Raw genomic sequence first — 14,233 nt, forward strand, 5'->3', positions numbered from 1 at the left:
GCAGGAGAGCCATGAACCGCCCCCCGCGCGTCCCCCCGGACGTACCGGCCGCCGAACGGCTGCCGCGCTTCACGGCGGCGGCCGTCCAGGCCGCGCCCGTCTTCCTCGACCCCGCCGCCACCGTCGACAAGGCCGTGGCCCTGATCGCCGAGGCGGCCGCCGCCGGCGCCGAACTCGTCGTCTTCCCCGAGGCGTTCGTCCCCGGCTACCCCTACTGGAACTGGACCATGAACCCGGTCCAGGGCTCGCCCTGGTTCGAGCGGCTCCAACGGGCCTCCGTCGACATCCCCGGACCGCACGTCGACGCGTTGCGCGCGGCGGCCCGTCGCCACCGGGTCGTGCTCGTCATCGGCGTCAACGAGCGGGTCCCGTACAGCCTCGGAGTCCTCCACAACACCCTGCTCACCATCGGGGCGGACGGCGCGCTGCTCGGCGTCCACCGCAAACTCGTGCCGACCTGGGCCGAGAAGCTCACCTGGACCGGCGGGGACGGCAGCTCCCTGCGCGTCCACCGCACGCCCGTCGGCCCGCTCGGAGCGCTGGCCTGCGGGGAGAACACCAACACCCTCGCCCGGTACGCCCTCCTCGCGCAGGGCGAACTCGTCCACGCCTCCTGCTACATCGCGCTTCCCGTCGCGCCCGCCGACTACGACATGGCCGACGCCATCGCCGTCCGCACGGCCGCCCACAGCTTCGAGGGCAAGGTCTTCTCCGTCGTGGCCTGCTCCACCGTCTCCCCGGAGATGGTCGAGCTCCTCGCCGGGGACGACGAGCAGGCGCGGGCCCTGTTCGCCCGGCCGCGCAGCGCCCTGTCCGGCATCTTCGGGCCCGACGGCCGGCCGGTCGTCGAACCCCTCGTCGACGCCGAGGGCATCGTCCTCGGCGAGATCGACCTGGGCCGGTGCGTCCAACCCAAGCAGATGCACGACATCGTCGGCCACTACAACCGCTTCGACGTCTTCCGCCTTGAGGTCGACAACCGCCCCCGACCACCGGTGACGTTCACCGTGCCCCCGGCACCCTGCGCCCCCGCGCATCCCGCCCCCACCCCACCCGCCGCACCCGCCCCCGCCGCCCCCGCCCATCCCGAGGAGGACGCATGAACAGCGCGCAGCAGGACGACGGCATGCTCGGCCGCGCCCGGGTCACCGACACCCCCGAACTCACCGCCTACTACGCGGAACTCGGCGCCCACGACGCCGGCGCCCTGTGGACGGTGGCCAACGACATCGAGCCCTGGTACCCGCAGCCGGCGTCCGTCCCCGTGCTGTGGCGCTACCGCGAACTGCGGCCCCTGGTCCGAAGGGCCCTCGACCTCGTCCGGGCCGATGACGCCGGCCGCCGGGTGGTGATGCTCGTCAACCCGGGCCGCAAGGACGTCAGCGCCGCCGTCGGACTCCTCTACACGGGCCTGCAGATCATGGGGCCCGGCGAGGCCATGACCGCCCACCGCCACCAGGCGGCGGCCCTGCGCTTCGTCCACGAGGGCACGGGCGCCTGGACCGTCGTCGACGGGCAGAAACTTCGGGTCGGCCCCGGCGACTTCGCCATCACCCCGAACGGCACCTGGCACGAACACGGCAACGAGGCCGACGACGAGCCCGTCATCTGGCAGGACGGCCTCGACATCCCCCTCGTCAACGCCCTGGACGCCGGTTTCTACGAGGTCCACCCGGATCTCCACCAGACCCCCGGAAAGGTCATCAACTCCTCGGTCCTGACCTACGCGGCGAACCTCCTCCCCTACGGCGCCGAGAAGTGGACCGGCCCCCACTCGCCGCTGCTCGCCTTCCCCTGGGAGCCCACCTACGAGGCCCTGCTCGGCCTCGCGCGGGCCACGGAGGGGTCCCCGTACGACGGGGTGATCGCGGAGTACACCAACCCGGTGACGGGCGGGTCGGTCATGCCCACCATGGGCGCCCACATGCAGCTGCTGCTCCCGGGCCGGGCCACCTCGGCCCACCGCCACACCGGCTCGGTGATCTACACGGTGGCCAAGGGGCGCGGCGCGTCGGTGATCGCGGGGCAGCGCTTCGAGTGGACGAAGGGCGACATGTTCTGCGTCCCCTCCTGGGCCTGGCACGAACACCACAACCTCGACACCTCCGAGGACGCCTGCCTGTTCTCCTTCAACGACTTCCCCGTCATGCGCTCCCTCGGCTTCCACCGGGAAGAGGCCTACCCCGACCACGGCGGCCACCAGCCCGTCACCGGCGCACCCGCACCCGCCGCCGCCACCGCCACCGCCTGATCCCGAGGAGCCCCCGTGCGACTGATGACCTTCACCACCCCCGCGGCAGGCGCCGCACCGCGCCTGGGCGTCGAGTCCGACGGCCTCGTGCACGACCTCCCCGTGCTGGCCGACCGGGCCGGCGCGGCCCTCCCGTCCGACCTGCTCTCCTTCGTCCAGGCGGGACCGGCGGCCCTGGAGACCGCCCGGCGGCTGCTCGACGGGCCCCGACCCGCCGGCGCCGTCGTCCACCGGCTCGACGCGGTGACCCCGTGCGTCCCGTTCCGCCCGGGCAAGATCATCGGCGTGGGCCTGAACTACGTCGAGCACGTGGAGGAGTCCAGCCGGAGTCTCGACACCGACAAGGACCTGCCGCCCCGGCCCGTCCTCTTCGGCAAGCCCGCCACCGCCGTCACCGGGCCCGGACAGCCCGTCCTGCACAACGCCGACCTCACCACCCAACTGGACTGGGAGTGCGAGCTCGCCGTCGTCATCGGCCGCACCGCGTTCCGGGTGAGCGAGGAGGAGGCGTACGCGTACGTCTTCGGCTACAGCATCCTCAACGACATCAGCGCCCGCGACCAGCGCCGCTCCGGCCAGTGGTTCTTCTCCAAGGGGCAGGACTCCTACGCCCCCTTCGGGCCCGTCGTCGTCACGCGTGACGCGATACCCGACCCGATGGCGCTCGACCTCGCACTGCGCGTCAACGGCGTCACCAAGCAGAAGTCGAACACCCGCCACATGCTGTTCCCGATCGCCCGGCTCATCGCCGACATCAGCTCCGGCATGACCCTGGAGCCCGGCGACGTCATCGCCACCGGCTCGCCGTCGGGCGTCGGCGCCGGCATGGTCCCGCCGCAGTACCTGGTGCCCGGCGACACCGTCGAGGCGAGCGTCGAGCGGATCGGCACCCTGACCAACCCGGTCGTCGACGCCCGCTGAACCACATCCCGCCCCCCCCGCCGCGAACGAGGAGTACCCGTGCCGCCCCGTACCTACCGCATCGGCCAGATCGTGCCGAGTTCCAACGTCACCATGGAGACCGAGGTCCCGGCCATCCTGCGGGCCCGCGAAGCCGTCGCCCCCGACGAACGCTTCACCTTCCACTCCAGCCGGATGCGCATGACCCACGTCACCCCCGAACAGCTCAGGGCCATGGACACCGACTCCGACCGCTGCGCGGTGGAACTGTCCGACGCCCGCGTCGACGTCCTCGGTTACGCCTGCCTCGTCGCCATCATGAGCATGGGCCCCGGCTACCACCGCGAGGCCCAGGAACGGTTGCACCGCCGCACCGTCGAGAACGGCGGCCCGGCGCCCGTCGTCACCAGCGCGGGGGCGCTCGTCCACGGCCTGCACACCATCGGCGCCCGGAGGATCGCCCTGCTCGCCCCGTACATGCGCCCGCTCACCCGGACCGTCGTCGACTACCTGGGCCACGAGGGCATCGAGGTCCTGGACCACCGGTCCCTGGAGATCCCCGACAACCTCGACGTCGCCGCACACGACCCCGCCCGCCTCCCCGGCCTCGCCCGGGCACTGGACCACGCGGACGCCGACGCGGTCGTGCTCTCCGCCTGCGTGCAGATGCCCTCCCTCGGCGCCGTCGAGGAAGCCGAACAGTCGCTGGGCAAACCCGTGGTGTCCGCCGCGATCTGCACCGCCCACCAACTGCTCCGTACGCTCGGTCTGCCGGCCGTGGCACCCGGCGCGGGCCGGCTGCTGTCCGGCGCGTACGCCGAAAGCCCGCTGCCGCGGTAGCCGAGGGGGTCGGGGGAGGGCTCGATATGATCGCGACCGTTCACAACGGAAGGCGATCATGTCGGACAGCCCGCTCAGGCCCAGCTCGTTGATCAACACGGTCTACGGCGCGTTCCTGCGCCGCCTCGGCGGCTGGATCTCCATCGCGGACCTGATCACCCTGATGGAGGAGCTGGACGTGGACGGCCCGGCCGTCCGCTCCGCCATCTCCCGCCTGAAGAAGCGCGGCGTCCTCGAACCGGAGCGCAGGGGCGCCACCGGCTACCGCCTCAGCCCGGCCGTCCACCCCGTCTTCGACGAGGGCGACCGGCGCATCTTCGCGAGCCTCGAACCGGCGGACCTCGCCGACGGCTGGGCCATGGCCGTCTTCTCCGTACCGGAGTCCGAGCGTTCCCACCGCTACCAACTGCGCACCCGCCTCACCTGGTTGGGCTTCGGCAACATCGCGCCCGGCGTATGGCTCGCCCCGCGCCGGCTCCTCGACGACGCCCGGGCCATGCTCGTCCGGCTCGGACTCAGCGAGTACGTCCACCTGTTCGCCGCCGACTACGCGGCCTTCAGCGACCTGTCCGAGACGGTCAGTTCGTGGTGGGACTTCCCGGCGATCCAAACCCAGTACGCCTCCTTCACCGAGGCCCACGCCCCCCTCGCCGCACGGATGACGGCCGGTCCCGGGCCCGACCCGGCGCAGGCCTTCCGCCACTACGTCCCCCTCCTCACCCAATGGCGCCGGCTGCCCTACCTCGACCCGGGCCTGCCCACGCAGCTCCTCCCGCCGGACTGGAACGCGGTGGCGGCCCGGCAGGTCTTCCAACAGCTCCACACGGTCCTCCAAGGCCCGAGCCTGCGCCACGTCGAGGCCGTCCGCACCACCGGATGAGCCCGGACCGGCCCTCGCGGAGCCGCGCCCGGCCGATGTCCGAACGGGCAGCGGAGCACGGACCACCCGGTGGGCATCACCCGGCCCGTCCGGGCGCCCATGACCCAGTTCAGCGTCCGCGTCCCGACGGGTACGCGGTGCGCGAGGGGTTGTCGGTGTCGGTCAGGGCCGCGGTGAGCGCGGCGTGGTCGGCGAGGGTCAGGTCCGCGTAGTCCAGCGCGAAACGGGTGACGGCCTCGTCGAAGGAGTCCCCGGCGCCCAGGTAGCCGGCGATCGCGAAGCGGTCGCCGGTGCGCGCGTGCGCCCGGGCCAACGTACGGCCGCACAGGCGGGCGTACCCTTCCAGCAGCAGCGGGTCCATGCCGGCGACGTCGGCCGAGCCCTTCATGTCGCGCAGCTGCCGCCAGTAGAAGTGCCGGCCCTCGGGGCCCGTGGCCCAGCCGAGGAAGATGTCGGTGGCCGCCTGGAGGAGCCGCTGCCCGGCCACCACCCGCTGCCCGGAGTGCCGGTGCGTCGACCGTCCGAGGTGGGCCTCCAGTACCGACGGCACGGCCTCCTTGATCTGGAGGAAGAGCGGGTCCGCGTCGTCGCGGCCCGTCAGCAACACGACGAAGCAGCGGGTCCCGACACTGCCGACGCCCACCACCTTGCGGGCCACGTCCACCACGTGGAACCGGTCCAGCAGGACCCGCCGCTCCTGCGGCAGTGAGGCCCGGTACTCCTGGAACACCTGCTCCACCATGGCCGCGTCGAGGGAGTCGACCGGCTCCAGCAGCGGCGGTTCGAACCGGATCCGCAGCCTGCCGTCCACGACCTCGGCCAGCTTGTCCAGAGCCTGGAGACTGGTCCGCCGCCGGGCCCGCTCCAGCCCCGACGCGACCCGCTCCCGGTGCCGTCGCCGTACCAGCGGCAGCACCTCCGCGCTGTCCACCCGCTCGTACCAGACGGCGAGTTCGCCCAGCCCGGCCAGCCGTCGCATGTTCCGTCGGTACGCGGCCGCGGCCGCCCCGGCGGCGCGCCGGGCGGCCTTGTCGCCGTGCCCGTTGTCCCGGGCGGCCACGGCCACGCTCGCCGCCAACCGTTTCACGTCCCACTCGAAGGGGCCCGGCAGCGTCTCGTCGAAGTCGTTCAGGTCGAACAGCAGGGCCCGCTCGGGCGAGGCGTACAGGCCGAAGTTCAGCAGGTGCGCGTCCCCGCACGACTGCACCATCAGCCCGGTGTGCGGGGCCGACGCCAGGTCGGCGGTCATCACGGCCGCCGCGCCGCGCAGGAAGGGGAACGGGCCGGCCGCCATCCGGGAGTACCGCAGCGGCAGCAGCTCGGGCAGCCGGTCGGAGCCCTGAGCCGCCAGCACGGCCACCGGGTCCGGGCGGCTGTCGGGCGGGGGCGTCGCCGCATGCTCCGACCGGGGCAGCCGCTTGCGCCGTGCCCGACCGGAGCGGGCCCGTTCGTCGGGTGACGGGGACGCGGCCATTGCCATCCCCCAGTCATATCACCGGCTCCGGGCGTGCGCCGTCCGGGGGAACGCCCGGTGCGCCGGACCGTCGGGCGACCGTCCGCGACGCAAGGTCCTTTCCGGCGGCCGTGTTCCGCACGGTCGCCCGACGGTATTCAGCGAGCCCGGCAGCGTCCGGCGGTGTCCGGCGACGACCGGCAGCGTCCGGCGGTGTCCGGCAGTGACATGGGGAGGCGCGGATGCGCATGTTCAGGAAGATCGCCGTGGCGGCGCCGGTGGCCGCCGTCTCGGCCGTTCTCCTCGCGGGGACGGCCCTGGCGTCGGGGTCGTACGCGGAGGGGCTGGTCGTCAGCTCGTCGGGGGTGAAGGTCCGCTCGAGCCCGACCACCACGGCCCGGGTCGTCGGCACCCTCGCCCCCTGGCAGAAGGTGAAACTGTCCTGCCGGACCGAGGCCAAATGGGTGGAGGGCAACGACACCTGGTACCGGCTGCACGGCGACGGCTGGGTGTCGGCCCGCTACGTGCACAACTACACCAACGTGCCCTGGTGCTGAACCCGCGGCCGACCTGGCGCTGAGCCCGCTCAGGCCTCCCGGGCGACGCAGTCGCCGGTGCCGGCCGTCCCCAGCTCCCCGCCGGTCAGGGAGAACGACAGGACGAGCCCGGCACCGGTGGCGCGCGCCCCGGTGAGCCCGACCCCGTCCGGGAGGTCCCCGAGGCCGAACGTGCGGGGCTTCAGCTTGTCGGCGATGCCGGATCCGAAGGGGAGGGACGCGAGCCGGTCCACCGGTATGTCCCGGCCGAACAGCCGGACGGCGGCGGGGGTGACGGTGACGCTGTCGGCGGTGGTGGACAGGGTCGTCCTGACCGTGACGGGCAGGCCCGTGCCCCCGGCGTCGCCCGTGAGCGTGAGGTCCTTGCCGTCCGTGCCCAGGACCAGGCCGGAGGCGGCGTCGCCCGCCTCGCGCTCCGCGCGCCGGTTGAGCGACGCGTAGGGCACGGTGGCCGTGGCGGTGCCCCCGCCCACACCGGCGCGGGACACGTCCTTGAGGACCGCTTCGACGTCCATGTCGGTGCCCTCGCGCCGGACGCCCTCCGCGCGCACCCGGACGGTCCCGATGCCGCCGGTAAGGGCGCGCAGTCCGGCGAGGGGACCGTCGAGGTCGGCGCTGACCGCTCCGGCCGCACCGAGTCGGCAGGTCGCCGCGTCGACGACCTCCTCCTCGGCCCGCTGCTGGGCCACGAGGTTCACGGTCCCGGTCGCGGCGGTCGCCACGAGGCAGGCGGCGGCGGTGACGAGCAGGGTCTTGCGGCGGGGGCTTTTCACGGTGCGGGTGTTCCGTTCCGGGCGAGGGCGAGCAGGTCGAAGGCCTTGGGCAGGAGGGGCGCGGCGTCCCCGGCGGTACCGGCCTCGCGGCGGGCCCGCTGGGTGCGCAGCACGGCGCGGGCCGCGGAGAGGGCCGAGCAGGCGATCACGTTCGCGTGGAGGTCGGCGTCCGGCAGGTCGGCCGGAAGACGTTCTCGTACGAGGAGGGCCAGCCGGTCCTCGAACTCGATGAAGGCCTGCATCAACCGGGACCGGATCAGCGCCTGCCCCTCCGTGCCCGCCAGCGAGTGGGTCAGACCCGCCAGGGTGCTCCGCGCGAACGGCACCGCGGCCTCCAGCAACGCGTGGCACACCGCGTCGAGGGGGTCCTCGGCGCGGGGGCGCGCGGCCAGAGCGGCCTCGATGAAGGCGAACAACTCGGCGCTGTCCGGCAGCAGCAGGGACTCCTTGTTCTCGAAGTACCTGAAGAACGTGCGCTCCGACACGTTCGCGGCCGCCGCGATGTCGGTGACCGTCGTCGCGGTGTACCCCCGCTCGGCGAAGAGTTGGGCCGCGCACGCACGCAGGGTGCGGCGGGTCTGCTCCTTCTTGCGTTCGCGCAGGCCGGGCGGGGTGGTCTCGGGTGCCATGGAGCCACCCTACCCACGGCGGCAGACATGTCAATTGTCAGTCCTGCCATATATGACCTAGTCTCCCTTGGCAGTGCTGCCACTTTTTTTTGGAGTCGCCGTGTCCTCTGCCCTGCCCGAGGTGCCCCGCACCGCCCCCGCGCCTGCCGCCCCGGACGGGTCGCCGACCGGCCGGCTCGCCCGGACCGGGGCGTTCTGCGCCCGCCACCCGCTGTGGGTGGTGGCGGCCTGGCTGCTCGTCATGTGTGCCGCGCTCGCCGGCCGGCAGCTGGTCGGCGCCGGGTTCAGCGATCAGGTGAGCCTGCCAGGCACCCCCACCCACACCGGGGCGAGCCTGCTCAAGGCTTCCGAACCGGCCGCAGAAGCACCGAGCGGCAAAGTCGTCCTCCACGTGGAGTCGGGCACCGTCGCCGACCACGGGAAGGCGGTCGCCGACACCGTCGGCCGGCTCGCCGCCCTGCCCCACGTCACGGCCGCCTCGGCCCCTGTGACCAGCCAGGACGGCCGCACGGCCTACAGCGTCCTGTCCTTCGACAGGCCGCTGAAGTCCCTCGGCCACGCCTACACCGACGAGCTGGACGAAGCCACCGAACCGGCCCGCGCGGCCGGCGTCGGGGTCGGCTACGGGGGCGATCTCGATCAGATCGTCCGTCCGCCCGCCGACGACGTCGCCGCCGAACTCACCGGGCTCGCCGCCGCCCTGGTGATCCTGCTCCTCGCCTTCGGCAGCGTCGCCGCCGCGCTCCTTCCCATCGCCACCGCCCTGGTCGGGGTGGGCGTCGGCATGGGCGTGGTCGGCATCGTCGCGGGCGCCGTCGCCTTCGCCACCGCGGCGCCCACCCTCGCGGCCATGCTCGGCCTCGGCGTCGGCATCGACTACGCCCTGTTCCTCACCACCCGCTACCGCCAGGACCTCATGGAGGGCCGCGATCCCGTCGAGGCCGCCGGCCGGACCGCCGCCGCCAGTGGCCGCGCCGTCCTCGTCGCAGCCCTGACCGTCGGCGTCGCCCTCCTCGGCCTCTACGCCTGCGGGATCGGCTTCATCGGCAGACTCGGCCTCGCCGCGACCATCGCCGTGCTGATGACCGCCGCGTCCGCCGTCACCCTGGTGCCCGCGGCCCTCGGACTGGTCGGCCGGCGCATCGACCGCGCCCACGTACGCCGTCCCGTCGCCGAGACCTCGGGGGACCGGGACGGCTGGCACCGCTACGCCGCCCTCGTGGCCCGCCGCCCGTGGGCGTTCCTCCTCGCCGGCACGACGCTCCTCGCCCTCTGCGCCGTACCGATGTTCTCCATGCGCCTCGGCCACGTCGACAGCGGCTCCGACCCGGTCGGCAGCAGCACCCGCGACGCCCACACCTGGATCTCCGACGCAGAGGGCCCAGGGTTCGGGCCGGGCGCCAACGGCCCCTTCCTCGTCGTCGTGGACCTGAGCGGCGCGTCGCGCGGCGCCGCCGACATCGGCCGGGGGCTGGGGGAGGCGCTCCAAGGGACGCCCGGGGTCGCGCGCGCCACCCCGCCCAGGGCGAGCGCCGACGGCAGGATCCTGGTCTCGACGGTCACGCCCACCACGGGCCCCCAGGAGGCCGCCACCGGCGCACTCTTCGAGCGGCTCACCGACCGCACCCTCCCGCAGGCCCTGGCGGACACCGGAGCCACCGCCCACCTCACCGGAACCACAGCCGGCCAACTCGACTTCCGCGACACCGTCACCGAGCGGCTGCCGCTCATCATCGGCCTGGTCCTCGTCGCCTCGTTCCTGCTGCTGATGACGGTCTTCCGGAGCCTGGTCATCCCGCTCAAGGCCGTCCTCCTCAACCTCGTGACCACCGCCGCCTCGTACGGAGTCCTCGTCGCCGTCTTCCAATGGGGCTGGGGAGCGGGCCTGTTGGGCCTGACCGGCCCGGTGCCGATCGAGTCGTACGTACCGATGATGATGTTCGCCATCACCTTCGGGCTGTCCATGGACTACGAGATCTTCCTGCTGTCCCGGATCGCCGAGGACTGGCGTTCGCAGCGGGACAACCAACACGCCGTCGGCACCGGGCTCGCCGTCACGGGGCGGGTCATCTCCAGCGCCGCGCTGATCATGACGGTCGTGTTCCTGTCGTTCGCCGCCTCGCCCTCCGTCGTCATCAAGATGCTCGCGCTGGGCCTGGCCGTCAGCGTGGTCATCGACGCCACCGTCGTCCGGCTCGTCATGGTGCCGTCGGTCATGTTCCTGACGGGCCGGGCCAATTGGTGGCTGCCGCGCGGCCTCGACCGGATCCTGCCGCACATCAGGGCGTGAACTCCCGGCCGGACGAAAGAGCGGTCACCCGATTCCCGTTCCGGCCCGGGGCGGAATTCCCCGCGCATTCCGCCCCGGGCCGGCCCGCGTCCGTCGACGCGACTTCGATGGGCTTTCCAGCGCGCTTATAGGGGTTCGGGCGATTCTGGGCCGTGCACCGAAGAGGCCGATTATCGCCGGTGGACCACTGTGTTCCAGCCGCCGAAAACGCTATTCGGACGTGGCTCCTCGAGGCGTCCGATGCATTCCACAATTGCTTGCCGCAGCTCGATCGGCCTTGTCATACTTTTTTGGAACAGCGCTCTCCGAATATCGGACGACCCGAGCCGCGGAGTGCGGCGTCCTGTTCCGTGCACATTCGGCTATCGCCTCCACTTCTGGGAGACATTCGTGCCCGACATCGCGAGCACCATCGATCTCGACCTCCAGGCACTCGACCTCGACCTCAGCGACCTCGTCGTGACGTCCATGCGCGACAAGGGCTCCCTGCCCGAGGGCGCCGCGGCCGGCGGCGCCTGCTCCTGCGTCGCCTCGTCCAGCTGCGTCGACCCGCAGCTGGAAACCGGCGTGTCCACGGGCTGATCACCGCCCGTCACCGCACCCCGCACCACCCCCACCGATTCTTCGACGAAGGAGACCACCATGTCCGAATCCGGGCCCGCCCTCGAATTCGAGATCGAGGACCTCGACCTCGGCGAACTCACCGTGACGTCCATGCGCGACACGGCCGCCCTCCCCGAAGGCGGAGCCTCGTGGGGCTCGTGTTCCTGCCAGGGCTCCTCCTCCTGTGCCCACCCGGACGCCGGCGAAGCCCCCGTGGGCTGACCCGGCACTCCGTACTCGGCACCCGACGAGCACCACAGACCACCGGCATGCCGGAAGCCTCCCGCCGCACCCCGCGTGCGGCGGGAGGCCCGCGCCACCACACACAGGACGGGGAGCGGCATGCCGCAGCCACAGCACACCGCCGCAGGAGCAGCGGCCGGGCACCCGGTCCGGTCCGCGCCGTACGCGCTGGTCCGGGCCACCGTCCTCGCGCATCCCGCCCAGTCGCCCGACGCCGCCGAGTTCCGCCGGCTCGCTGCCCAACTGCACCGGATCGATGCCGAGTTGACGCATCTCGTCGAGCCGCTCTGTGACGCCCTGCACGACAGCCGCAGCGGCCACCCCGAGGACTTCCACCGTGACGTCGTCCTGCCGCTGCGCCGCGCCCTGCACAACGGGCGCGAACCCCGACCCGCCCTGCTCGACCGCCTCGGTGACCTGCCCGCCCGGCTGCCGGCGCTCGCCGCCTGGACCGCCCTGCGCTCGCGACGCGCCCTCCTCCTCGGCCGGCTCGACGCCGCCACCGAGCGGGCCCTGACCGCCGAACGCGCCCAACTCGCCGCCCTGTGCCGCGAGCCGGCCCTCGCCAAGGCCGTCGCCTCCACCAGCGTCGACCTGCTCCGGGCCGTGGAACGGGCCGCCACCGGAGCGACCGATCGGCGGTCGCGCAAGGAGGAACCCGCCGTACTGCGCTACGCCCTGCGGGCCAGCACCAAGACCAGTCCGCTGTCCTGGTTCACCGCCGTCGCCTGGGGGCCCCTGACCGAACGGCCCGCCGGGCCCGCCGTCCCCGACTGGGGCGCCGCACCCCAACTCCCGGGCCCCCTGCACTCCGTGGTGAAGGTCAACCGCACCCTGACCGCCGCCCTCACCGTGGCCCTCCTCGACTCCCCCCACCGCCGCACCGCCCTGCCCCACCGCATCACCAGCACGGCCCGGGTCGCCGAAGGCCGGGCCGCGTACTCCCGGGACCGGACCGCCTTCGCCGGCGGACGCTACCTGGTGGCCGGCGAGGACGAGGCGGAGCTCGCCCACGCCGGCCCGCTCGGCCTGCTCACCGGCCGGGCAGCGGAACCCGTCGCCCTCGACGCGCTCGCGGAGGTGCTGGCCGGCGCCCTGTCGGGCCGGGGGAGCGGGACCGGCGACGGCGATCCGCAGGGCATGGCGACTGCCGCCGCCGGATACCTCGCACGCCTCGTGGAGGCCGGCCTGCTCGTGCCCGCCGACCCGGTCCCGCCCCAGGACGACGATCCGCTGCGGAGCCTCGCCGACTGGCTGCGCACCTTCGGCGCCACCCACCCCGAGGACGCCGCGCGCGCCGACCGGCTCGACGACCTCCGCCGCCTGACCGCCGCGTTCGCCGAAGCCCCCGCCACCGCGCGCCCCGCCCTGCTCGCCGACCTGTCCCGACGCTGGCGGGCCGAACTGGCCGACGCGGGGCGCCCCGTCCCGCCCGTGTCCGCCCCGCTCACCGTTCTCACCGAGGACGTCGTCGCCCCGGACCCGCTCGTCCTCGACGGGTTCCTCGACGCCGCCGACCACGAAGCCCTCGGAGAAATCACCGCGCTGGCCGAACTGTTCGACCTCGGTCACCTCGTACGCCGTGTCGTCCGGGACCGCTTCGTCGCCCGCTACGGGCGCGGCGGCACCTGCCGCCACCCCTGGGAGTTCGGCCCCGAGGTCACCGAGGCCTGGGACGCCGCCGCACGACTCCCCGTACTCGACCCGCGGGACGGAACCCCCCTGCCCGGCGGAGCGGCCGAACTCCTGGCCCTGCGCTCGGCCGTCATCGACGCCGTCCGGGAGACCGCGGCCGCGGCGCCCGCCGGCGCCCCCGAACTCGTCCTGCCCCCGGACGTCCTCAAGACCCTCGGCGCGCAGCTGCCCGGCTGGACACTCGAACGGCCCCTGGGATACGCGTACTTCCTCCAACGCGACCCTCGCCACGGCCTGCTCTGCGTCAACCACGTCTACGGCGGATGGGGGCGGTTCAGCAGCCGCTTCCTGGACGCCCTCGACCCCGGCGCGCGCGCCGCCGTGGCCCGGCAGATCGGCCGGGGCATCGACCCCGGCGCCAGGGTCGCGCAGATCCGCCCCGTCGGAGGGTTCAACGCCAACCTCCACCCCCTGCTGGTCCCCGACGAGATCGGCACCGACCGACGCACCACCTCCCTCACCGAATCCGACCTGGAACTCGTCCACGACCTGACCACCGACCAGGTGCGCTTCCGGCTGCGGGACACCGGCGAACTCCTCGACGTCCTCTACTCCGGCTTCCTCGCCCCCGTCCTCCTGCCGCGCCGCCTCGGCGCCCACCTGAACGACCACCCCCAGGGAACCGTCGACTTCAGGCCGCTCATCCCCCGTACGCAACTCCCCGCACCGGGCGGGACGGTGACCCGGAGCCCCCGACTGCGCCACCGGCACGTCGTGCTCCGGCGGGCCCGCTGGGTGTTGCCCCCCGACTCGGTCCGGGCCCTGCGGGCGGAGCTGGCCGCCGCCTCGAACCCGGCCGAGCCGGCCGCCCGCTGGCGCGCCCTGCTGGACCTGCCCGAGCAACTCTTCCTGCACCCGGCCGCCCCCACCCCCACCGGGCGCGGCGCCGAGGACTTCCTCAGCCGACTGAGCCGCCCCAAGCCGCAGTTCGTGGACCTCGGCAACGCCCTGCACCTGCGCTGCCTGGCGAAATGGTTGGTCCGGCACGAGGGCGGCGCGGTCCTCGAAGAGGCACTTCCCGCCTCCGGCGGCCTGGCCTCCCCGGCCCGCGCGGTCGAACTCGTCCTGGAGGTCAACCGGCCCGGACGGCCCCGATGACCCACCCCCCGACCACGGAGG

General features: G+C 73.5%; 13 protein-coding genes. 10 read left to right on the plus strand and 3 right to left on the minus strand.

Features of this window, described 5'->3' with window-relative positions; all coding sequences use genetic code 11:
• The first annotated feature begins 11 nt into the window (after positions 1–11).
• The 5 genes from ACFY0I_RS11060 (at position 12) to ACFY0I_RS11080 (ending at position 4,871) form a co-directional block, all read left to right on the plus strand.
• Complete coding sequence (locus ACFY0I_RS11060; protein WP_388893081.1) at positions 12–1,103, plus strand: carbon-nitrogen hydrolase family protein; 1,092 nt, start codon at positions 12–14, stop codon at positions 1,101–1,103.
• Entirely contained in the window at positions 1,100–2,251 is a 1,152-nt protein-coding gene (locus ACFY0I_RS11065; RefSeq protein ID WP_388893083.1) for a cupin domain-containing protein, read from the plus strand. Before ACFY0I_RS11060 ends, ACFY0I_RS11065 begins: the two co-directional genes overlap by 4 nt.
• A gap of 24 nt (positions 2,252–2,275) precedes the next feature.
• Positions 2,276–3,172, plus strand: coding sequence for a fumarylacetoacetate hydrolase family protein (locus ACFY0I_RS11070; protein ID WP_388893576.1), 897 nt, complete (start codon positions 2,276–2,278; stop codon positions 3,170–3,172).
• Positions 3,173–3,265: 93 nt separating this feature from the next.
• The gene (locus ACFY0I_RS11075) at positions 3,266–3,991 is read left to right on the plus strand and encodes an Asp/Glu racemase (RefSeq protein ID WP_388893578.1); all 726 of its coding nucleotides are present in this window, start codon (positions 3,266–3,268) and stop codon (positions 3,989–3,991) included.
• A 58-nt stretch (positions 3,992–4,049) separates the two neighbouring features.
• On the plus strand, positions 4,050–4,871 hold the full coding sequence (locus ACFY0I_RS11080; RefSeq protein ID WP_388893085.1) for a PaaX family transcriptional regulator C-terminal domain-containing protein: 822 nt from the start codon (positions 4,050–4,052) through the stop codon (positions 4,869–4,871).
• Positions 4,872–4,980: 109 nt separating this feature from the next.
• Here the strand turns inward: ACFY0I_RS11080 and ACFY0I_RS11085 are convergent, their stop codons facing one another.
• The gene (locus ACFY0I_RS11085) at positions 4,981–6,351 is read right to left on the minus strand and encodes a DUF2252 domain-containing protein (protein ID WP_388893087.1); all 1,371 of its coding nucleotides are present in this window, start codon (positions 6,349–6,351) and stop codon (positions 4,981–4,983) included.
• Positions 6,352–6,566: 215 nt separating this feature from the next.
• Between ACFY0I_RS11085 and ACFY0I_RS11090 the strand changes: the two genes are divergently transcribed.
• Positions 6,567–6,881: an SH3 domain-containing protein gene (locus ACFY0I_RS11090; RefSeq protein ID WP_388893089.1), complete on the plus strand. Its 315-nt coding sequence runs from the start codon at positions 6,567–6,569 to the stop codon at positions 6,879–6,881.
• Positions 6,882–6,910: 29 nt separating this feature from the next.
• Here the strand turns inward: ACFY0I_RS11090 and ACFY0I_RS11095 are convergent, their stop codons facing one another.
• The gene (locus ACFY0I_RS11095; RefSeq protein WP_388893090.1) at positions 6,911–7,654 is read right to left on the minus strand and encodes a DUF2993 domain-containing protein; all 744 of its coding nucleotides are present in this window, start codon (positions 7,652–7,654) and stop codon (positions 6,911–6,913) included.
• Positions 7,651–8,283 carry a TetR/AcrR family transcriptional regulator gene (locus ACFY0I_RS11100; RefSeq protein WP_388893092.1) on the minus strand — a complete coding sequence of 211 codons (633 nt, stop codon included), beginning with the start codon at positions 8,281–8,283 and terminating at the stop codon, positions 7,651–7,653. The genes ACFY0I_RS11095 and ACFY0I_RS11100 overlap by 4 nt, the downstream gene beginning before the upstream one ends.
• Positions 8,284–8,383: 100 nt before the next feature.
• On the opposite strand from ACFY0I_RS11100, the gene ACFY0I_RS11105 reads away from it, so the two are divergent.
• The 4 genes from ACFY0I_RS11105 (at position 8,384) to ACFY0I_RS11120 (ending at position 14,212) form a co-directional block, all read left to right on the plus strand.
• Positions 8,384–10,573: an MMPL family transporter gene (locus ACFY0I_RS11105; protein WP_388893094.1), complete on the plus strand. Its 2,190-nt coding sequence runs from the start codon at positions 8,384–8,386 to the stop codon at positions 10,571–10,573.
• A gap of 390 nt (positions 10,574–10,963) precedes the next feature.
• On the plus strand, positions 10,964–11,155 hold the full coding sequence (locus ACFY0I_RS11110; RefSeq protein ID WP_388893096.1) for a thiazolylpeptide-type bacteriocin: 192 nt from the start codon (positions 10,964–10,966) through the stop codon (positions 11,153–11,155).
• Positions 11,156–11,215: 60 nt separating this feature from the next.
• Positions 11,216–11,398, plus strand: a complete 183-nt coding sequence (locus ACFY0I_RS11115) for a thiazolylpeptide-type bacteriocin (RefSeq protein WP_388893098.1) — start codon at positions 11,216–11,218, stop codon at positions 11,396–11,398.
• A gap of 120 nt (positions 11,399–11,518) precedes the next feature.
• Entirely contained in the window at positions 11,519–14,212 is a 2,694-nt protein-coding gene (locus tag ACFY0I_RS11120) for a lantibiotic dehydratase (RefSeq protein ID WP_388893100.1), read from the plus strand.
• The last annotated feature ends 21 nt before the right edge of the window (positions 14,213–14,233 follow it).

Source organism: Streptomyces sp. NPDC001568 (assembly GCF_042893755.1).
Lineage (GTDB): Bacteria > Actinomycetota > Actinomycetes > Streptomycetales > Streptomycetaceae > Streptomyces.